We start from the raw sequence: 20,300 nt of genomic DNA, 5'->3' as shown, positions 1-20,300 counted from the left end.
TTTCCTCCTTTTATCATCAACGATTAATTGCGTAACGGTTTTCCTTTGACCAGCATATGCTGCATGCGCTGCTGTGTTTTCGGTTCAGCCACAAGGCTTAAGAATGCCTGGCGCTCCAGGTCAAGTAGGTATTGCTCATCCACTTTCGTGCCGTACGGAACTTTTCCTCCAGACAAAACAAATGCCAACTTTTTAGCGATTTTTAAATCGTATTCACTGATATAGCCGGAACTGAACATGCCTTCTGCTCCCAGTAATAAAGTCGCGTAGCCCGGTTCTCCGGTAACGGGAACTTTTTCACGCAAAGGCGCTTGGTAGCCATTTTCATAAAGTGACAAAGCTGCCTGTTTGGCGTCGTAAATCAAGTGATCGCTGTTGACGCTGATGCCGTCCACAAAATTCAGGAAGTTGTTCTCACGCGCTTCTTCAGCTGAAGTGGATACTTTGGCCATCGCAATCGATTCGAACACTTTGCTGGCGATGTTTTGGTAGTCAACGGTTACACCGTGCGGCAAGCCTTTCAGCTGTTTCATGTACAATTCTTTGTTTCCACCGCCGCCAGGAATCAGCCCAACACCTGCTTCTACAAGTCCCATATACGTTTCCATTGAAGCTTGAATATGCGCTGCCGGCAGCGCGACTTCTGCGCCGCCGCCAAGAGACATGCCAAATGGCGCTGCGACAACTGGTTTGTTGCTGTATTTGATCTTCATCATGGCATTTTGGAAAGTCTTGATCGTGAAATCCAGTTCAAAAATATTGTCGTCTTGTGCTTCCATCAAAATCATGCCCAGGTTTGCGCCCACGCAGAAGTTCTTGCCTTGGTTGCCGATGACAAGCCCTTTGAAGTTTTTCTCGACTTCGTCGACTGCAAAATTGATCATTTGCATGATGTCCAAGCCAATTGCATTGGAGCGGGAATGAAATTCCAGCAAAGCAATGCCATCGCCCAAATCAATCAGGCTTGCACCGGAATTTGATTTGATCACGCCGTGTTTTTTCTTATAGCGCTTTAAGTCGATAACTTTTTCATTCACTGGAACGGGCTGGTAGCTCGTCCCATCAAAGAAATGCAAATCGCCATTTTCTTCTTTATAGAAGGTTTCGTTTCCGCTGTCGAGCAAAGCCTGTACAAATGCTGGAACCGAATGGCCTTCCTGCTTCATTTTTTCGACTGATTTGGCTACGCCGATGGAATCCCATGTTTCAAATGGCCCTTGTTCCCAGCCAAAGCCCCATTTCATGGCGTTGTCGATTGCCACAATGTCGTCTGCGATTTCTCCAGTCAGTTCGGCTGAATAGCGCAATGTCGGAGCAAGGATGCTCCAAAGCAGCTCGCCTGTCCGGTCTTCTGCATAGACAAGCGTTTTCATTTTAGCAGCCAAACCTTTTTGCTGCTTGGCCATTTCCTGTGAAGGCGTTTTCAATTTACCAGCAGCACGGTATTCCAGGGTATCTGGATCAAGTTCTAAAATCTCTTTGTCTTTTTTCAAGAAGAATCCTTGTCCTGATTTGGCTCCGAGCCAACCATTTCGAACCATTTTCGCCATGAATTCCGGTGTTTTAAACACTTGCTGTTCTTCACCTGAAGTTTGGTCATAGACATTTTTCGCTACGTGCATAAACGTATCCAGCCCAACCACGTCCAAAGTACGGAAAGTTGCTGATTTTGGACGCCCAATCAATGGACCAGTTACCGAGTCTACTTCTCCGATTGAATAGCCGCGTCCGATCATTTCACGCAATGTCACCAATAATCCATACGTGCCGATTCGGTTAGCAATAAAGTTCGGTGTATCTTTCGCAATAACGACCCCTTTGCCCAACCGGTCTTCTCCAAATGCCGTCATAAACTCTACTACTTCTGGAGCTGTTGTATTTGCAGGAATTACTTCCAGCAGTTTCAGGTAGCGTGGCGGATTGAAAAAATGAGTTCCCAGGAAATGCTTGCCAAAATCTTCTGAGCGCCCTTCCACCATTGCGTTTATGCTGATGCCTGATGTATTGGAAGAAACGATGGAGCCGTCTTTTCTGACGCCATCAATTTTATCGTATAGCGATTTCTTTATATCAAGATTTTCAACAATTACTTCAATAATCCAGTCGACGTCTTTTAATTTTTCCAGATCGTCTTCCAGATTTCCTGGAGTGATTAACTGAAGGTTCTTTTTCGCTGTTAATGGAGCTGGTTTTTGTTTGAGCAGTTTTTGGATAGATCCACTTGAAATTCGATTGCGCACTGCTTTGTCTTCAAGAGACAAGCCTTTTGCCTGTTCTTCTTTTGACAACTCGCGCGGAACAATATCAAGCAATAATACAGGAATTCCTATATTTGCAAGGTGCGCTGCAATTCCAGAACCCATAACACCTGAACCGATTACAGCCGCTTTTCTTATTTGGTAAGCCACTAGCAAACCCTCCTTGAATTTTTGAATGAATCCTCATTCATTTTTTAATTAAAAAAATAGAACGTTCTCTATGTCTTTTAGTGTAAGGTATTTTTTCTTTTTTCGCAATATTTAATCGTTAAAATTCTCCCAAATTTTTCAGGAACAAATTCTTTGCGATTTTGCCAAAGCACGGTAAACTGAAAGGGAACCTATAAGGAGGCAATACAAATGAAATCAATCGTTACAAACGAACAATTCAATGAAATGATAAATGGTACACAACCGGTCATCGTAAAATTCCAGGCTGGCTGGTGCCCAGATTGTACGCGCATGGACATGTTCATCGATCCAATCGTTGAAGAATACAACCAATATCAGTGGGTCGACGTCAACCGCGACGAACTGCCGGACCTTGCTGAGAAATATGACGTCATGGGCATTCCGAGCTTGCTGATCTTTAAAAACGGCGAAAAAACAGCTCATCTGCACAGCGCAAATGCCAAGTCACCCGAATCCGTTACTGAGTTTTTGAACAACCAAAACGAGTAGGCTCCTGCCTACTCCTTTTTTTCGCTATAAGTGAATTGAGTTTTTCTGGTTAAGCTGTTGAAATTTTGAAATGTGCATCTTTATCCTCACTCAACGCAGCTAACCAATTATTAACTACCCCGGAGGTATATGAATGGATTCTCAAGAGGAAATAAAAGAGTTAAAAGAACAAGTGGTGTATTACGAAAAACTGATCAAAAATATGTCAGCACCTATTATTCCATCAATTGTTCCAAGAACCATTTTGGTGCCAATCGCCGGTTTTATTTTTCAGGACCGCTTTGATATGATCCGCAGCAAAGTTTTGAACTATGCGGAAAAACACCGCGACACCGAACGTGTTGTTTTTGATTTTACGGGCGTGACAACTGACGACATTGCCGAATTTGATTACAACGGGTTGGCAAGTGAATTGAGCCAATTAAATTCTGCACTCGGATTAATGGGGCTGCGTGCGATATACGCTGGATTCAATCCGCTGTTTGTACGCGAAATCGTTCATGCAGGAATTCAAGTAGACTTGGAAGTGTATACCACTTTCCGAATTGCCTTATCGCAATTGCTTACTGAAAATGATCAATTGCTGTCGAAACGTTGATGCTCTTTAATCCAGGAGGTGGCCGCAGTGAAAAAACTGATCGCTTTTCAAGGTCTGTCCCAGCATGATGAGGCTATCTATAAAAAATACCGGGCATCTGCCTGTGGGCCGGTAACTGCCGCTGCCATTCTCCAGTTTCACGAAGAATTGAATGTTGGCGTCAACCAGCTTTACCGGATTCTTGGTGCAACTCCCATCGGTTTGTTTACTTGGCGGCTGCTCAGCAATTTTCATAAAGTTGCGGGAACCCGCTACGAAGCAAAGAAAGTTCGGAACATCGAAGAGGTAAAAGAAGAACTGCTGGCAGGACGGCCGCTTGCGATGAAATTTGATCGGTATTTTACCTTTCATTGGTTTTCAACATTCGCTTACAGCTATCATTGGGTGCCGCTAATTGGCTTCAAACAAGAAACAGATGACCTTCTCCTATATATTCACGACAACGGACAAAAAAACCGCCCCAGCAAAATGCGGACGGTTTCGTATAAAGAAAATCAAAAGGTGCTGACTTTTGTAAAAATCAAGCCCATGGGTCGGCAGTGATGCCAACATCCTTTTCCAATTGCTTGGCAAGCAGCAGCAATTGCTGGTCGCGGCATAATTGAATATGTTCTTGGGTGTAGGCAGAAACCTCCAGTTTCTCCAAAGGCACCTCCAACTGGATGTCGCATTTAATGACAGCCAGTTTTTTTGATAGCAATAACATCTCTTTATGCTCATCAATTTTCTTTTTCTGTGCCGGCTTTAATTCGTCAAGTGCGTCCAGTACGCCATCAGTGGAACCGTAATTCTGGATCAGTTGAAGTGCAGTCTTCGGCCCAATCCCCTTCACTCCAGGGTAGCCGTCGCTTGGGTCGCCCATAAACGCTTTCACATCTGCAAACTGGGCAGGCTGTATGCCGTATTCTTCAACAAATCGTGCTTCCGTGTAAACATCGTATACATGAAATCCTTTTTTCATGAACGCAATATTGACCGAAGGCGTCAACAGCTGAAGCATGTCTTTATCGCCTGTAATAATGGTAAAGTCTACCTGGTCTTGCCATTGCTTAGTGAACGAACCGATAAAATCATCGGCTTCAATCCCTGCTTCTCCGTAATTTCTCCATCCAAGCTGCTCCGAAATCGACTGGGCCAAATCAAACTGATGCACCATGTCCTCCGGTGGCGCCGGACGGTTCGCTTTATAACCATCGAACAAGTCGGTTCGGAACGTCCGTGCTCCCATGTCCCAGCAAACTGCCATATGAGTCGGCTTCATCATTGTTTTGGCCGCCAGTACGTGTCTCGCAAATCCTTGCACGCCATTCGTCGCCAAGCCTTCGGTCGTCCTGAAATATTGGCCGACTGCCGATGTCGCGAAAAACGAACGGAACAGGAGCGCCATCCCATCGACTAATAATACATGTGGTTTTTCCATGCTAAAATCTCCCATCTTGTTGTTGCCTGGTATTCATTATACCGTTTTTCCAATGAAAAAACCGCCGAAGCGGCGGTTTTAACGTTTGCGTTTTATGGCTTTGTATTCGAGATTCAACGCTTTGTAGAAAGAAGCCATCATCAGCAGCATAATGATCGAGAACGGGAATGCCGCAATGATCAGCACGGTCTGCAATGTGCCAAGTCCTCCTGTTGACAACAAGATAACTGCAATTGACGATTGGGCAATACCCCACGTCAACTTCACTGCATTTTGTGGATACAACGACCCACCTGTAGTCTGCATGCCAAGAACAAATGTTGCAGAGTCGGCAGAAGTGACGAAGAATGTCGTAATCAGGAAAATTGCAATGACTGACAACAAGACACCCAATGGCAATTCATTAAATACAGCGAACAGCGTTTCTTCTGTCAGCAATCCTGTTAAATCTACTCCACTGTTTTGTACGTCGATAGCCGTCGTACCAAAAGCAGCGAACCAAAGGAAACTGATAAACGTCGGAATCAACAAGACACCTAGTAAAAATTGGCGAATCGTCCGCCCTTTTGAAACACGGGCAATGAATATACCAACGAATGGAGACCATGAAATCCACCATGCCCAGTAGAAAATCGTCCAGCCGTCGATCCAGGCGCGATTTTCGCCATCAATAGGACCTGCACGGAAGCTCATTTGCACCAAGTTCTGGAAATACGTCCCGATTGTATCGGTAAACATGTTCATGATCAACAAGGTTGGTCCTAAGATGATGATTGCAATAAGCAATAGGACGGCCAGTACCATGTTGGTATTGGAAAGATACTTGATCCCTTTACTTAATCCAGTCCAAGCTGAGAACATGAACAAGACCGTTACAATTGCAATAATAACCAATTGAACAGCAAAGTTGTCTCCTGGAATTCCATCAAATAAGAACGCCAAACCTCCGTTGATTTGAATAGCGCCAAACCCTAGAGTCGTTGCAACACCCACAACTGTCGCAAAAACAGCGATAACGTCTACAAGCGTTCCCCAAGGTCCTTTCATTTTGTCTCCGAACAACGGTTTTAATGTCGCGGATACCAATCCAGGTTCCCCTTTTCGGAACTGGGAGTAAGCGAGTGCCAACGCTACTACAGCGTAAATTGCCCACGCATGAATTCCCCAGTGGAAAAAGCTGAAACGCATTGATTCGCGCATTGCTTCAGCGCTTCCAGGTTCAGCAGTTGCCGGGTCAATCGCAAAATGCGACAGCGGCTCTGCTGCTCCCCAGAACACAAGACCAATCCCCATTCCTGCTGAAAACAGCATAGCGATCCATGTCCCGAATGTAAACTCAGGCTTGTCTGTGTCTTTGCCCAATTTGATCTGTCCCATCGGACTGATGACAAAAAACAGGCAGAATAAAACCATGATGGAAACAATCAATAAATAATACCATCCGAACGAAGTTGTCAGGAATGATTCTATATTCCCGGTAACTTCTGCAAAATTATCAGGTGCAAATGCGCCGTAGCCAATGGCTAATAATACGAGTGCAAGAGCAATCCAAAAAACATTGGTTACTTTTTTCATATAGTACCTCTCCTTTTTCTGTTTTTTATTCCGCTCGAACGGTCAGTAAGGCCCCCGCTTTTGCAGCGGGAGCCCCCTGACCGTTAAAGACCGAATTTGATCAACTAAAAACCAGCGGCAGATGAAGAACTCCACTGATTGAAGTTTCTCCTTATCACAAGTGTAAAGGATACGCAATATTTCCTATCCTGTCAAACCCACTGACCGTAGAAACTAGCTCTAAATATACAAATATAATTTTATTGAAAACTCTAAAATTTTATATGTTTTTTGTTTAAAATGAATGAATCTGTCATTCTTCGAAAAAGCTTGTGCAATAAGATCGCTTCATATAGGCACTCCTCAATTTTTTACTGAATATTTACCAAACTTCAATTATATCTAGTTTAAGACTCTCAAATTACTATTAATATAAACAAAGTTGCACTTTTATGCTTTTATTTTTTATTTGTAAATGAACGTCTTCAGAAGTTGATAAGAGGATTTTCACATTATTTTATGACTCAAACCCGGGAATAGAGCGGTTCTTTTGCTTTGGAGTCGCATAAAAAAACCAGACCCTTGAAGGATCTGGTTTTTTATATTACAGGTTAATTGTAACGTCTGCTTCTTCACGGAGTTGCGCCACTAATGCTTGGACAGCTTCGTTTTCATTTTGCAACCTAACTTGTTCTTCCAGTTCAGGTTTTACTTCTTCGAATGCTGGAAGTTCCTCGCCGCCAGCTTCTTCTTGCTGAGTCTGTGCTTCATCGTAAAAGGTTTGCAGTTCTTCGTCCGTTGGATTAATGTCGCCGGCTTCTTCTGCAATCAATTGGTCAACTTTCACTTGAGCAGCTACTTGCTCCATAACTTCATCTTCAGAAATCCCCTGCTCTTCAAGAGCTGCTAAAAACTCTTCAGAAGACTCAAGTCCATTTTGCTCAGACAGTTCTTGCAACGCAGTCGTTACTTGCTCTTCTGATGCTTCAATTTCCCGGTTTTCAGTTTCCTGCACGAGCAGTTCCTGAGCTACCATGCTTTCCACAAGCTGCTCTTTCAACTGAGCCTGGTCAACTTCCTGTCCAGTCATTTGTGCTTGCATGGCCATCTGTTGGAATTGTCCTGTATATGCGGATTCAAATTCCGCTTTCTCAATTTCTTCGCCATTTACTTCTGCAACTACATCAGGAACGCCTTCCAAATCAGGTTCCGGCATTTCCGGCTGTTCTGCAGTTTCGCCTTCTTCACCTGCTGCTTCCTCATCTGTTGCAACTTCCTCTTGCGGTGTCTCTTCACCAGTCGTTTCTTCTGCCGTATCATCACCACAAGCAGCAAGTGCTAACATGGATCCTCCAAGTGCTATTGTCAAAAACCATTTTTTAATCATATGTGTGTTCTCCCTTCGAACATAATGTCCGTAATTGTAGCATATCCAGCCGGACTGTAAAAACATAAACCATCGAAGGACCCTTACGAATCAAAAGAAAATAGCAGCTTAGTTGATCTGCAGGAAGGTTTTAACTGGTCAACCTTAGTAGAGGATTAATGGTTATGGCAATGCTAATCTAAATAAATACTATTGTATTCCTCCAAAAATAAAGATTCTTTTTCTGTTAGGTTTTTGCAGTTAGGACTTAAACAATCTGCTAAACGCTCATTTACGAAGCTGCTCAACCATAAAGTTGAATCCATTAGCTTAAGCAGTCGCTATGCACAGAATTAAGCTAATTGGATTCACGCTATTCTCGTACGAACGATAGATTGCTTAATTCCCTAAGCACAGCACATGGCAACTAAATTATCTTAACTAATACTTTTTCACCATAGTAATAAATTCGACATTAGCCGTGCTGCTAAAGCGTTTGTCTAAAACAAATCCCAGCTTTTTATACAGGTGAATGGCACGCTTGTTGAAGATGGCCACAGTAAGTCGAACCGGTAAGTTGGGGTGAGTTTCTTCTATAGAATGGAGTACAAACAAACCAAATTTCTTCCCATGTCCTTTGCCTAACAACTTTGGGACCATTCCTAACCCCATATCAATACATTCTTCATCATAGACACCACAGAGCTTTCCGGAAGGTACTTGTGCACTGTCACCCACACAGAAAAAACCGACCGTTTCTTCTTTTTCATCTACTACGGCGAAGTAAGTTCCATTTAACAGCTCTGCCAACTCTTGGGCAGAAGGCTCATTGTTATAAAAGTGATAAGGGGCATCATATCGCCAATTCAAAATTTCTTGTGCTGTCTCTTTATTCATTTCCGCTTTTAGCAGCTTCATTTGCGACGCTCCTCGTATTTAGTTCCATTAACCAGTTCATTCCGCCATTCACTTTTTTCACTTTAACAAATCTGCATTTTTCGTAGCACCGGATGGCTCTTTCATTGGAAACAGCAGGATCTAAAACGATGGCATCAATTTTGGTCTGTTGACATATATTTGCGAGAAATTTGGTAACCATAAGCGTACCGATGCCTTGGTTATGGTATTGTACAGCTCCGATAAACAGATCGATGCCGTAAACTTGCAGAGCGTCTTGATAACCAAATTCTTTTTGCACTTCTCTAGTTAATCGATAGTATTGAATAAACCCTATCGGTGTCTCGGCCAGTTCTACTATGTATGGATAAACCGGAACATCCCCAGTTATTCTCGGTTCGTATTTGCGTTGCACTTGTTCCAAGGTAAAAGGAGCATTTACGTCTCCATAGAATTCCAAAACTTCTGGTGTGCTTAACCACTGGGCCATAATTTTGTAATCGTTATGGGACATTTTTCGAATTGTTAGGCGATCAGTTGTTATTGCATTCACCTACCCACTTGAGTAGTTGGTTTGTGATAGCTTTAATTGACAATGATCCATCTAACACTACATCAGAATCTGGTTTTACCGTGTGGAGCATTTCTAGATAAGCACGTCTCCCGTTATCCGTATAATGCTCCAGTTGAAGCAGAATTTCAGCAACTGAACTTTCTGTAAAGTCTCTTTGTATCCGGCGTGCTAATGCAATATCCAAAGGAGTATCAATAAATACAGCTAGATCGATGAAACTACTCATCTCGTCATGCTGATAGGCGAAAGGAAAATCCAAAATAATATAATCAAGGCGTTCCTTCAAGAAATTCTGAAGATCATTTAGGAGTGGTGTTAAATTCCACTCATTGGAATCAGCTCCATCATCGACCCATTTCAAAATATCTTCTGGACCTTCAAAGGTATAATCATCAAAATGAAGGGCTTTAGCATTGTTAAAGAGCTTTGTCAGTTGGGAAGTGATCGTTGTTTTCCCTCCACCTGATACACCCGCTACTGAAATGACAAAAGGCAAATTTCTTTTCATTGGAACACTCCAAACTGTGATTTTTTTAGGCAATATACAACTTTTTTTGTATATTTCTTTATTGACTAAGCAATAACTCTAATAGCGGAGCGGTGATTTTATCAAACTTCCTTTGTTCGTCTATCGATATCCAAGCGACTTCAAAAATATCACTATTCGCCTGAAGAGTAGAATCTAAGTTGAGATTGCCGCCTACAATGTTAGCAACGAAAGTATATTTGTTAGATTTCTCAAATAACAACTTCTTAACTACTACATCATATCCCGTTTCTTCTTTTACTTCCCTAATACACGCCTGTTCTGGAGTTTCTCCATCTTCAATTCCTCCACCCGGAAAATTCCAAACAACATCGCCTCTTTGTACATATTGACGGACCATTAAAATTTTACTTCCTTGTAACACCAAAGCTTGCGAAATCATGAGCTCACCTCCAGTTAATTTTCAGATTAGTTATCTGTATATCTTAAAACATATTTAGGATTGCTCTATTACTGATTTGATTGTAACGATATGTAAATAGTATTTAATACCATTTCTATTATTAGCCCACTTTAAAGTTCAATTTCTTTAAAGTGTTAGTAAACACCCATTAAGAAAACTATTAAGCCAAATAAAAATAGCAGGAAATAAAGTAGCAGATAAAACTACTGCTACTCAACCACTTTCTTCATACTCCATAAAGTTAAGAATCCCTCAATCTAAATAAGAGATATTTTGAGAATTTTATGTAAAGTAGCATCCAAAGTAAAAATAGAACTTTGATTTACTACTTTAATAAATAGGTCCTTTAATTTCTTAGAAGAACTCCTCAAGTTTTTATCACTAATTTTTTCAGGGTATGTTGCAAGGTATTCTTCTATGAATAGAGGGTCTAATGAATCATAAGCCTTAAACTGATGCAGCTTCTTATTTTCGTTTTTTGCTTGCAGATACAGAGTAAAGGTACGCATAGCCTCTAGCATACTCAGTGCGTAGATTAGGTTATTTCTTCTCAAGGCTTTATCCAAACCCATAGCACAGTACACAAACTCAAATGGTACATCAAGTCCCACTTCGTACTTTGTTGGTGCATTTTCAAATTTCTCGTGTTCAATGTTCATTTTTTCAGTAATCAGTCCAGTTTTATCGAAAATTACTTTCCATAAAGGCGACTTCACTGATAAATATTCTCTAGGAACAATGGACACATTAAATTCCAGTTGATTTTCCAAAATGACTATAAGAAGAAAAATTTCTTTACTGAACTGTTTTTCTTTAATGTAGACCGGATGAAACTCATTAAATAACTGATGAATAGTATTTTTAGACGTTATCGCATCTTCTATTCTTGAAGTAGCTACCATCAAATCTATATCAGAAAAATCATCACTAAACCCTCCTACTCCAGAGCCTATCTGAACGATACCTTCTACTAGACTAAAGGACTTCAATTTCGCTATTATCTTATCAAAATAAATGCTTCTTTCCTTTGAGGTGTATATTTTTATTCCCCCCAACAATTAAGGATTAAATACTTGTTTTAAGTTTCACAGTTTATTACTGAAGAAGTTAAGACTTGCTCTCCACTTTGTTTGTTACATAGAAATTGTAAATTTCCACCAGGTTACGTTCGATTCCTTTGCTGCCTTTCCAGTCTTTGTACTTCTGAGGCAGTATAAAGGATGAAACAAAATCTTCTATAGAAATGTTAGTCTCATGCGCGTCTTTTGCTGAATTTGTTAACATAGATATGTATTGGATCATGGTGTCAATTTGTTTAGTATTCCCAACTTCTCCATGCCCAGGCATGAGGGCCTGTATATTCATTTTCTTGGCAGATTGCAATATACTCAAAAACTCTTCCGGTTGTACAATGGGCAGATGTAACTCTTCGGTTACTATATCCCCCATAAAAGCCGCTTTTTCTTGTGGAACATATAAAAATGTATCGCTCGGCGAATGCCCTCCACCTAGGCAATATAATTCTACATGCCGCTCGGTTCCATAAATAATTAACTTTTTTTCAAAAGTAAAATTAGGTAGTTCAATCTGTAAAGTAGGCAGTTCAGCTAACAACTTCTCCATTTCCAAAAATTGATTGGTTAAGCTTCGCTTGATTACTTCGTTTTCCTCTGCTAAAATCTGCAATTTTAGATTTTCTAGAAATTTTTGAGTTTCCTTAAGTTCGGTATCTACATCCCCTATGGCGCTCTTTTCTCTGATCCAGTCTTTAGTTATCTCAGTAGAAATAATAATCTCATCTTTAAAAACTTGATTTCCCAAAATATGATCGCCATGGTAATGACTATTAACAAGGTATTTCACTTTTTTTCCAGTCAGTTCTTCAGCTTGTTTCTTTAGTTCCCGAGCTGCAGATGGAGTATTGAACGAATCGAACACAAGCAAATCCGATCCTAAATCAACAAATCCTGCGTTGCTCAAGGCGCCGGTTCCTGCTTTCGCCATTGCTGCAAATACACCATTAGCTATCTTACTCAAAGTAAAATATTCTGTATGAATTAGGGTTTCCATTTTATAAAATACCTCCATTATGAAGTCTTTAATACTACTTCTTTTAAATTTCAATCTATCGAATTCGTTCTTAAACAAAATACTTGCAAATCCACTTTTCCATGTAGTTAAAAGAAAATTCTTTCTTTTAACTACTATATCTAATTACTCTATTTAAATCCAATTAATTTCCATAAAACTATTGTATAATGAAAACACTTATAGATTTATCGGAAAATGAAAATCATTTCTCACAATTTGATAAAGTAGTATATTTTGAAAGGGAACGAACTAGACGAAAAGGAGAGATGGGCGACTATGATTAAAGGACTTTACGAAGCACATTTGCCTGTCAGCGATTTGGAATGTTCCATTCGTTTTTACGAAGGTCTCGGACTTGAATTTGATCATCGTGTCGGGGACCGCGTGGCATTTCTATGGATTGAAAAAGAAAAAAGCTGGTTGGGGTTGTGGCAAACGGAAAAAGTCCAATTGGACTACCATCCTTCCATTCGCCACCTCGCTTTTGAAGTTGAACTGGAGGACTTAAAAATTTCAATTGATTGGCTTAGGGAAAAAGGCATCTTTGCAAGAAAAGCTTTCGGTTTTGAACCAACTGAACCTTTTGTAATGCCAAATGACAGATTCGGACATGCAAAAGTACATTTTGATGATCCTGATGGAAACAGTCTGGAATTTATCTGCAAAGTGGAGAAAAATAATCCTAACTTAAATGAAGCTATGTATTGGAGTGAGTGGGAAAAATCCAACCAATCTTTTTAGAGGAGTCCATAGAATCTATATGTGAGGGAAGACGAGAAGAATGCAAAATTTTAAGCTTGCAGTGTAAGGAGGATAATAATCCACTATGAATTATGATTCATTTTACTTGACGGCAGGGTTACTTTTCCACAAAATCAACCAGAAATGACGTTTTGATATACCTACTCTAGCTGGAATAATTGCATAGAACAATCGATGTATACTGATGAAAAAGAAATTTTTAGAGAATATTAGACACATTCAGGCCACTAGAGACATTCTCCAGTTACAAGAAAACATTAAAAATGTAACAGCAATCGCAATTCCAGATTCTTTGTATCTGCTTTAATGGTATAAGCCTAAACAAACTGCCTCACTCGTGATGAACTGGATAAATGAAAAAATATAATTTAAAAATGCTAAAACATCCATTTTATTTCAGACAAAGTTCACTTACCTATTTCATCATGATCCTTCTATTCCTGAAAAAACTATGCAGCGCCATTGCGAGCAGGGACATGGCTATCAAGATAAAGGCTACCCCACTCGCTATTTCCTGTTCAATATAACTCCGATAAGCGTATAACGCCATAGTGATGGAAGAAATTACTAATAGGCATATTATTAATGGATAAATTTTAACTTTCCCAATAAACTTCGCCCTTTTCTCAATACTTTTGAATTCCAAGATGATAGTCGTTTCCAGTATTAAAATACTTCTTCTTTCGTAGTATTAGCTTTTTTATAAATTACCATCGCACTAAAGTAAAAAATAGGTGCAGTAAATTTTATATCGATAATTTCTAAAGTGGAGTCTTCGAGAAATTCATTTATTTTTCGGTCTATACTTTTTTCGCTGTACCCATAGAAAGTTTTAACGTTCACTCAAAACATCCCCTTTTAATTTATTTATACTAACTATACGGTTGTGGCTCCTTGAAGTTTCATCCTTACTTTATTGGCTGTACCGTTGGCTTTTAAGTGGCAGCTTAAGAACCATTCTCTAAGCAAGTATTTCTATCACGGAAACCATAAGAAAGTCCTTGTATGAAACCGAAAACCGCTTATAGTTAATTGATCGAAACTTCATTATTGCCGTAAACGATGTTGGCCACCATGTTCTTGCTAAGATAGTGGCAGAAACTACAGAACGACTGAAAAATTTTGAAGATAAAAACGCTACAATATAGATCGGAAGACGTTGAATTTGCCTTAATTCTTACTGACACAACCGAAGTAAAGACATTTGGCAAAGTCACGATGCAGCAAAAAAAACACCTCCGTGTTGAATCACTGGTATTTTCATACCCGTTTTCAACATAAGGTGTTTTTTCTGTGTCTCAAATCGCTTTGGCATCCTCTAGACAGCTTCTTGTTATCTCGCATAAATCGTATAATGCTCCCCTGTCATTCGACCAACCCCCACATATTTGAAGTGGATCCCACAAAGACCGCTACCAACATGATGATTGAAAAAATGACGACCCCAACTTGCAGCGGCACGTATTGCTTGACGATAGGCTCAATTAAGCCATCTCTGTGATCGATGTAGTGAACATGCGGCACTGGTTCGACAGGTTCAGCAGAGTCTTGAGCAATTTGGAAGTCTTCTTTTTCCAGTGGTTCTTGCTGATTCATGATGAGCATCTCCTTTTGTTAGTATTTTCGCTGTAATATTAACACAATAATCAGATAATTAATAATGAAAAGTCTTTAAGCATAACTTTCTTTTAACATAATCCATAATACCTTTGTTCTAAGCATCCTATTTTTCAACGCTAAATAATTGAATAGGTTTCTATATTAATCCTGCTATTCCATTTTCCCAGCATACGAATCCATCAATTTACGTTAACCTCCTAAAAATTAGGGTAATTTATCAATAGCGACTTTGAAAATTTTTTTCTACATTGCAGCAGACTAGATCAACTACTTAGGTAAAAAACACCGAATGGAGGTTCTGCAAATGGTAAAATCATCTACCGCTAGCATCATACTCTCTTCCCTGCTTTTGATGACAATGGGCTGCAGTCCACTGACGGAAGAATCCATCGAAGAAAATGAGAAGTCAGGGAACCAGCACCAGCAACAAGAATATTTAGGACGAAATCTCGAAATAGGGGTTTTAGGCACACCGCCGGAAGCAGCATCCGAGAAAATCACGTTCAGCCGGGTGGAAATCGAAGAGTTGACCACCCAAACAGTTGAACAATACGATAGTTTTTTTGTGATGGAAGAGTATCTGGAAAGAGCTGCAGATGGTCCATATACAGAAGTCTTCGCAAATTCGGATGTCTTGTTTTTCTTTATCGGAACGGAAGCTTATTACTTCCCCTTTGTAGATGACGAAATAAGTTATGCGGATTATTCTAAGAGAGTCCAGGATGAGGAGATCTTTTCCTTTGGCTATTACCCGCTAGCCGACAACGGCGCTTCAGGTTGGCACTTTAACATTTTGAAAAAAGACCTAACGGAAGAGGAGCACGAGGAAATTGCAAAAGGGCTTTATTACGAGATGTTTGAGGTTATTAGAGATTTAAATACATCATAAAACCTTTAACCTCCACTGGATACTCAAGTGGAGGTTAAATTTTATTCTTTATTTCCTTTTAAGAACCATGTGAAGAAACAAGCCTATCTTTGCACACCGAATTTTTTTATTTGTCAGTGGTCAGAATTAAATTTTCTGTCTGACCGTCCCATTTAATTTCCACTGTTATTTCTTCATCCTCTTGTATGACAGAACAACCTTCACACACCGCTTCCGGTATTTACTGTTCCATCATCTAAAGTTGATTGTCTTCTATCTTCTATTTTACTTCCAGCGATCCAAAATAGATGTTGATGAATAGCGATGCCTTACTGTAGACCAAAGTAAACTCAGCTTTTAACTTCACGCTGAAATAACCAGTTTCTAACTATGTTATGGTAGATAAATGGGAATACAAATAAATGAAAAGGTTCTAAACTCTATTAAAAAATTTCATTTGGGAGGTTTTTAAAATACCTAAAGGCGATTCCACTTCAAATGCATTGCCATATTTTTTACTGGCAATCGCTGTGTTTTTAATTTTTATAGACAGTGCTCTTGCAACTTGGGCAATCCTTGCCTTTGCAATAGCTGCAGTTAATTCCATTGATAAAAAAGAAACAAAACCAAATGAAGAAGAACTCTTTTCTGCCCAAAAAAAGTTGGATATAGTAGTTAGAATTTCTCTGACCTTGGGCATTGTACTTCTCATCACTCACAACTTCTTCGTTGAACTAGATTCATCCATTATTTTATATGCTCTCATTTGATTCCATTGACTTCCCTGCTCATTCTAAATACTAAAGGAGTTTTCTTACTTGAATGAATTGCTTTTATCAAAAAAATTCATACCTGTTTATTTTATTGTAGGTCTACTAACTGTCGCACTTTTTAGATCTCTGGATTTCTCGTGGATAGAAGTTTTTACATCCACATTTCTTGTTTTTGTCGTTGGCATTATCTCTTTCTTACAAAATTATGTTTTGTAAAAACTAAGTATCGTTAAAAATGATTGCTGGAAGTTAATCAGTAAGAACAACAATTTAGTTCATTAGCCGCCTTATAAACTAACGAAGATGGAATACCATGGAGGTACTTATGAAAAATCACTATTATTTAGGATGGTTTAGCGAATTTTTTCCGGAGAATTTAAGTAAGGCATTACAAGAAGATATAACACAGAGAAAATCGCTTGTTATGATTAGTGCAAACCCGTTGTCCAATGAAGAAATTGGAGCTACAGAGCTTTCATGGCTTGAACAAGCCAACATTCTGTTTGATGAATATCATTTAATTGACTATCGCTCTAAAAAAGAAGAGGCCCGAGCTTTGCTTCGAGATGCTTCTGTTATTTTCTTATTGGGCGGAAACACGCTTGAACAAAACAAGTTTTTGATGGACTACGAATTGGCGGATTGGATTCAAAAAAGCAACGCCGTTGTATTAGGGGCCAGTGCCGGGGCAATTAATATGTCAGCGAAATGGCTATGCTCTAAAAACTTTGGGTATCAAGTCAAGAAAAGCTCTGTTTACTCCGGCATTGGCCTTGATCATTTTTCTGTCCTGTCTCACTTTGATCTTGAAAATAATATGCTGCTGGTTCAAGAGGAACTGTCTCTCTTATCGGAAAGAATAGATATTTATGCATCGAATAAAGATTGCGCTCTACGTGTAAAAGGAGACAAAATCGATATTTTAGGCGATATCTATTTAATATCTCACTCAAAAGTTCAAAAATTGGAGGAAACGTTCTAGCCAGGATAAAACTGAAGCATATGGAACCAAATTCATCAATTTTAATCATGTTTAAGAAATGCATAACCAATAAGAGAAAAAACTTAGAGGTGGATTTAATGAATGTAGAAGAGAAAGAACCTTTTATTAGTGGCCATGTACTGGCTGTAATCATTTGTTCCATCTTAATGGTGGTGTTATTATTCGCATTTCAACTTGTAGGATTTATCTATTCGACTTTTTTCTTTATCCTTGCGTTAGTTCTTATGTGGTATTTGCCAAATGACCGTTTTAAATTACTTGCGGTTAGTATTTTTGGAATCTGTATGATTGTTTACGGTCCCTATCTTTATTACGCTCTATTATTTATCTACGCGATCCTGTTTGATGGAGGATTACAACATTAGCTGCTTTGAAGCGATTGCTCAGGTAAATTACCCTATTAAGCAAGAAGGGGGGAATGACAATGGGTAAGAACAAGAAACTACGTAAATTAGGTGGCACAAATAGAAACCACAGGAGACATATATACTGAAGCTTTTAGCGACAGAGGAAACTAACATATTACAACACAACAAAAAAACGCCTAAAACCAGTAAAGGTTTTAGGCGTTTCTAGACAAAATTGAGTGTCGATAACCCTTTGTCCTCGATTGAAAAAAATTTTTCGAATAAGAAAAACATAGTGAGCTTTTAGTCTTCCTATGTTTTCATTCACATTATTTATCTGTTTGTTTTTGCTTATTTTTTAAATACTCAGCACGTATTTTTTCAAGTTGTTGCTTTTTATCAAATTTAGCAGGCTTGTGCTTTTCATGATACTTTGTCACAGCTGCCTGTCCTTTGCTATCCAATCCGAATTTCCCCATTTTTCCCACCTACTTTTCTTGTCTCTAAAAGAGAATCTATTCAACAAATATAACATACTTTAATTACCCTATTGAAATTTTCTATAGAACATAGCAGAGTGCGATATTGGCTATTTTCGCATTCTAAATTAGTAAAATTAATTTTACTTGAAGCTCTGATTACAACTGAAAGAATGAATCAACATCAGTTTGAGGAATAACAAAGTTCATTCCGCATGAAGGGTGGTTATTGTTTATACACATTTCTTAAAATACCTTATGGAAATCCTCGCGAAATTCATCGCTATTCTCTGCTACCAATAAGCTGTCATATGTAAACTTTCTTAGAATCGAAGGCATAACTACTTTTTGCTTCGAAGACTTAGCAGTCGGTCGTTTTGTGACATTCTTCTCTACGCATTATAAAAATAAAAAGTATGAAACAGTACCGCAGAAAGCGCAGCTACTTGTTCAGTTTCTGCAGCAACATGAATGCTGTCAACCACTGAAATATAAAGGGAAGAAGGCATTGAAACGATGGCGACTGTTGTATTTTCACAGTTTAGATAGCCTGTACCTGTGTGATCTTTCTTAAAGTAGTAGTCTCGGTTCATTAGTTTGAAAGAATAAGCTATTTCCAACAATTGCACTCTTTGCTGTGTAATTGAAACAAACTTGGCAGACAAATGATCAATTAGTTCATAGCGAAATCCTGGGAACCAACAATCGATACTGTACAAGGCTTCTCCACTTGCATTTGAAACTTTATAAGTATAAGGTACGCCAGTCCGTAATGATGCATTGAAAATAGCTGCGAGAAATTTATGAGGACGTTTTTGCAATATAAATACGGTTTTTCCCTGTTTATCTAAGATGGACAGTTTTGTTGATCGATGAACCGATTTTGGCACTTGATATGTAAAATGCTGCACATTGCACCTCTCTTCCACTAAGTCTTGGCATATAAACTTACTTCGCACTTTTGCAGCTATAAAATTCTCACTTTAGAGCCTTGTGGAACTATCATATGAATGTATTATTTCTTCTAATGAAATTAGTTTGGTTAGGTTTTCTGGTGAAGCTAGTAGAATGCTTGATCTGAATGTAACTTACTTATCATTATGTTACATCCAAATTCTGTCGAAAGAGTTCTTAAGACTTTAACTTTTTTCTAGTCTATGTTCTGTTATTGAAACCTGCCAAGCACTTCGTGCGTACTAATATAAAATTTAGACATCGAGGAGGGACTTCGTTGAAAAGAAACCGATTAGCTGTATTTATGTCCTTTTTATGCATTTTAGCCATTTTAACAGGCTGTTCACTAGGAAATGCACAAACATCATGGGTCTATTCGTTCGTCGTATGGGATGACTATGTTTATCAGATAAGCAGCGAATATGTAAAAGAAATAGGTGAAGAAATTGGAGAAGTTACGATTTATTCCGATAGCGAAGGTACGTATACAGGGAACTTCTCCAATGAATATGAAAAAGGGGCGAAATATTATTCAATAACGGGAGTAAGTACAGACGAAGCGATTGCCATTAAAGAAGACGATAGTAAGTATCGAAAAGCTATTAGAGATGGCAAGTATAATAGCAACTAATTTCAAAGGAGGAACTTCTTAATTTGAAGTTCTTTTTTAAAAATAAAAGTTGATTTTAGCTTCAATAAATGCAACTTACTTGCTAATACGTTCCATTTACATTAGATATTTTTAATTGAGTTAAAGCCCATAAATAAGTCTGTTTTAGGAAATTTATGAATTCGAAGTATCAAACACAGCATATACTTTATATCTATTTTCTTCGGTCTCGGCATAAACTCTACAATTTTCAATGGCAGCTAATCTAAAAGCTAAAGCACAGGCTATTTTATAGTCAGGAGTGTTATAACGATCATAAAGCCTTCCGTACATTTCATTTGCTATTGAATCAGCCCATACATCAGCTTCATGCATCGTATCGAAAATGATTTCTTCTTCTTTGCCTCTACTCATCACATTTTCATCTCCAGTATGAAAGTTTATCTTACTGTACACCTCTTTTGGTTACTTGCCTAAAATTGAATATAACTTAAT

Annotated in this window: 24 protein-coding genes; 8 read left to right on the top strand and 16 right to left on the bottom strand. The window is 38.9% G+C overall.

Annotated elements, in window-relative coordinates:
- Positions 1-23: 23 nt before the first annotated feature.
- Entirely contained in the window at positions 24-2,408 is a 2,385-nt protein-coding gene (locus AC4EG4_RS15420; RefSeq protein ID WP_490988303.1) for a 3-hydroxyacyl-CoA dehydrogenase/enoyl-CoA hydratase family protein, read from the bottom strand.
- 210 nt (positions 2,409-2,618) lie between these two features.
- Here AC4EG4_RS15420 and AC4EG4_RS15415 point away from each other — a divergent pair, with 210 nt between their 5' ends.
- The 3 genes from AC4EG4_RS15415 to AC4EG4_RS15405 all read left to right on the top strand — a co-directional run bounded on the left by AC4EG4_RS15415 (position 2,619) and on the right by AC4EG4_RS15405 (position 4,080).
- The gene (locus tag AC4EG4_RS15415; protein WP_490979915.1) at positions 2,619-2,939 is read left to right on the top strand and encodes a thioredoxin family protein; all 321 of its coding nucleotides are present in this window, start codon (positions 2,619-2,621) and stop codon (positions 2,937-2,939) included.
- Positions 2,940-3,072: 133 nt separating this feature from the next.
- Positions 3,073-3,537, top strand: coding sequence for an STAS domain-containing protein (locus AC4EG4_RS15410; protein ID WP_490979914.1), 465 nt, complete (start codon positions 3,073-3,075; stop codon positions 3,535-3,537).
- A gap of 27 nt (positions 3,538-3,564) precedes the next feature.
- Positions 3,565-4,080 (top strand): C39 family peptidase, encoded by a 516-nt coding sequence (locus AC4EG4_RS15405; RefSeq protein ID WP_490988302.1) that lies wholly within the window; start codon positions 3,565-3,567, stop codon positions 4,078-4,080.
- On the opposite strand, the gene AC4EG4_RS15400 is transcribed toward AC4EG4_RS15405, so the two are convergent.
- The 9 genes from AC4EG4_RS15400 to AC4EG4_RS15360 all read right to left on the bottom strand — a co-directional run bounded on the left by AC4EG4_RS15400 (position 4,058) and on the right by AC4EG4_RS15360 (position 12,368).
- Positions 4,058-4,957, bottom strand: coding sequence for a 5'-3' exonuclease (locus tag AC4EG4_RS15400; RefSeq protein ID WP_490988301.1), 900 nt, complete (start codon positions 4,955-4,957; stop codon positions 4,058-4,060). The genes AC4EG4_RS15405 and AC4EG4_RS15400 overlap by 23 nt on opposite strands.
- 78 nt (positions 4,958-5,035) lie before the next feature.
- Positions 5,036-6,532: a glycine betaine uptake BCCT transporter gene (locus AC4EG4_RS15395; protein WP_490979911.1), complete on the bottom strand. Its 1,497-nt coding sequence runs from the start codon at positions 6,530-6,532 to the stop codon at positions 5,036-5,038.
- A 583-nt stretch (positions 6,533-7,115) separates the two neighbouring features.
- Positions 7,116-7,898 (bottom strand): SurA N-terminal domain-containing protein, encoded by a 783-nt coding sequence (locus AC4EG4_RS15390; protein ID WP_490988300.1) that lies wholly within the window; start codon positions 7,896-7,898, stop codon positions 7,116-7,118.
- Positions 7,899-8,318: 420 nt separating this feature from the next.
- Complete coding sequence (locus AC4EG4_RS15385) at positions 8,319-8,795, bottom strand: GNAT family N-acetyltransferase (RefSeq protein ID WP_490988299.1); 477 nt, start codon at positions 8,793-8,795, stop codon at positions 8,319-8,321.
- Positions 8,767-9,327 (bottom strand): GNAT family N-acetyltransferase, encoded by a 561-nt coding sequence (locus AC4EG4_RS15380; RefSeq protein WP_490988298.1) that lies wholly within the window; start codon positions 9,325-9,327, stop codon positions 8,767-8,769. Before AC4EG4_RS15380 ends, AC4EG4_RS15385 begins: the two co-directional genes overlap by 29 nt.
- Positions 9,308-9,856 (bottom strand): nucleoside/nucleotide kinase family protein, encoded by a 549-nt coding sequence (locus tag AC4EG4_RS15375; protein ID WP_490988297.1) that lies wholly within the window; start codon positions 9,854-9,856, stop codon positions 9,308-9,310. The genes AC4EG4_RS15380 and AC4EG4_RS15375 overlap by 20 nt, the downstream gene beginning before the upstream one ends.
- A 58-nt stretch (positions 9,857-9,914) precedes the next feature.
- Positions 9,915-10,277 carry an NUDIX hydrolase gene (locus AC4EG4_RS15370; protein WP_490988296.1) on the bottom strand — a complete coding sequence of 121 codons (363 nt, stop codon included), beginning with the start codon at positions 10,275-10,277 and terminating at the stop codon, positions 9,915-9,917.
- 278 nt (positions 10,278-10,555) lie between these two features.
- Positions 10,556-11,287 (bottom strand): aminoglycoside 6-adenylyltransferase, encoded by a 732-nt coding sequence (locus AC4EG4_RS15365; RefSeq protein WP_490988295.1) that lies wholly within the window; start codon positions 11,285-11,287, stop codon positions 10,556-10,558.
- Between the two features lie 118 nt (positions 11,288-11,405).
- A complete protein-coding gene (locus AC4EG4_RS15360; protein ID WP_490979906.1) occupies positions 11,406-12,368 on the bottom strand; it encodes an MBL fold metallo-hydrolase in 963 nt (320 codons plus the stop codon).
- A gap of 297 nt (positions 12,369-12,665) precedes the next feature.
- Between AC4EG4_RS15360 and AC4EG4_RS15355 the strand changes: the two genes are divergently transcribed.
- On the top strand, positions 12,666-13,130 hold the full coding sequence (locus tag AC4EG4_RS15355; RefSeq protein ID WP_490988294.1) for a VOC family protein: 465 nt from the start codon (positions 12,666-12,668) through the stop codon (positions 13,128-13,130).
- Between the two features lie 687 nt (positions 13,131-13,817).
- Here the strand turns inward: AC4EG4_RS15355 and AC4EG4_RS15350 are convergent.
- Both AC4EG4_RS15350 and AC4EG4_RS15345 read right to left on the bottom strand, forming a co-directional pair.
- Entirely contained in the window at positions 13,818-13,994 is a 177-nt protein-coding gene (locus tag AC4EG4_RS15350) for a hypothetical protein (RefSeq protein WP_490979905.1), read from the bottom strand.
- Between the two features lie 522 nt (positions 13,995-14,516).
- Entirely contained in the window at positions 14,517-14,747 is a 231-nt protein-coding gene (locus AC4EG4_RS15345) for a hypothetical protein (RefSeq protein ID WP_490988293.1), read from the bottom strand.
- 328 nt (positions 14,748-15,075) lie between these two features.
- On the opposite strand from AC4EG4_RS15345, the gene AC4EG4_RS15340 reads away from it, so the two are divergent.
- A complete protein-coding gene (locus AC4EG4_RS15340; RefSeq protein ID WP_490988292.1) occupies positions 15,076-15,660 on the top strand; it encodes a hypothetical protein in 585 nt (194 codons plus the stop codon).
- A gap of 412 nt (positions 15,661-16,072) precedes the next feature.
- Here AC4EG4_RS15340 and AC4EG4_RS15335 read toward each other — a convergent pair whose 3' ends face one another.
- Positions 16,073-16,351: a hypothetical protein gene (locus AC4EG4_RS15335; RefSeq protein WP_490988291.1), complete on the bottom strand. Its 279-nt coding sequence runs from the start codon at positions 16,349-16,351 to the stop codon at positions 16,073-16,075.
- Positions 16,352-16,737: 386 nt separating this feature from the next.
- On the opposite strand from AC4EG4_RS15335, the gene AC4EG4_RS15330 reads away from it, so the two are divergent.
- Both AC4EG4_RS15330 and AC4EG4_RS15325 read left to right on the top strand, forming a co-directional pair.
- Positions 16,738-17,394, top strand: coding sequence for a Type 1 glutamine amidotransferase-like domain-containing protein (locus tag AC4EG4_RS15330; protein ID WP_490979899.1), 657 nt, complete (start codon positions 16,738-16,740; stop codon positions 17,392-17,394).
- Between the two features lie 98 nt (positions 17,395-17,492).
- A complete protein-coding gene (locus tag AC4EG4_RS15325; protein ID WP_490979898.1) occupies positions 17,493-17,780 on the top strand; it encodes a hypothetical protein in 288 nt (95 codons plus the stop codon).
- A 311-nt stretch (positions 17,781-18,091) separates the two neighbouring features.
- Here the strand turns inward: AC4EG4_RS15325 and AC4EG4_RS15320 are convergent, their stop codons facing one another.
- Entirely contained in the window at positions 18,092-18,241 is a 150-nt protein-coding gene (locus AC4EG4_RS15320) for a hypothetical protein (protein WP_490979897.1), read from the bottom strand.
- Positions 18,242-18,633: 392 nt separating this feature from the next.
- A complete protein-coding gene (locus AC4EG4_RS15315) occupies positions 18,634-19,152 on the bottom strand; it encodes a tubby C-terminal domain-like protein (RefSeq protein ID WP_490988290.1) in 519 nt (172 codons plus the stop codon).
- Between the two features lie 320 nt (positions 19,153-19,472).
- On the opposite strand from AC4EG4_RS15315, the gene AC4EG4_RS15310 reads away from it, so the two are divergent.
- Positions 19,473-19,826: a hypothetical protein gene (locus AC4EG4_RS15310; RefSeq protein WP_490988289.1), complete on the top strand. Its 354-nt coding sequence runs from the start codon at positions 19,473-19,475 to the stop codon at positions 19,824-19,826.
- Between the two features lie 153 nt (positions 19,827-19,979).
- Here the strand turns inward: AC4EG4_RS15310 and AC4EG4_RS15305 are convergent, their stop codons facing one another.
- Positions 19,980-20,219, bottom strand: a complete 240-nt coding sequence (locus tag AC4EG4_RS15305; RefSeq protein ID WP_490979894.1) for a hypothetical protein — start codon at positions 20,217-20,219, stop codon at positions 19,980-19,982.
- Positions 20,220-20,300: the final 81 nt, after the last annotated feature.

This window comes from Planococcus sp. TJ-201 (assembly GCF_058268495.1).
This window is presented reverse-complemented; position numbering and strand designations above follow the sequence as displayed.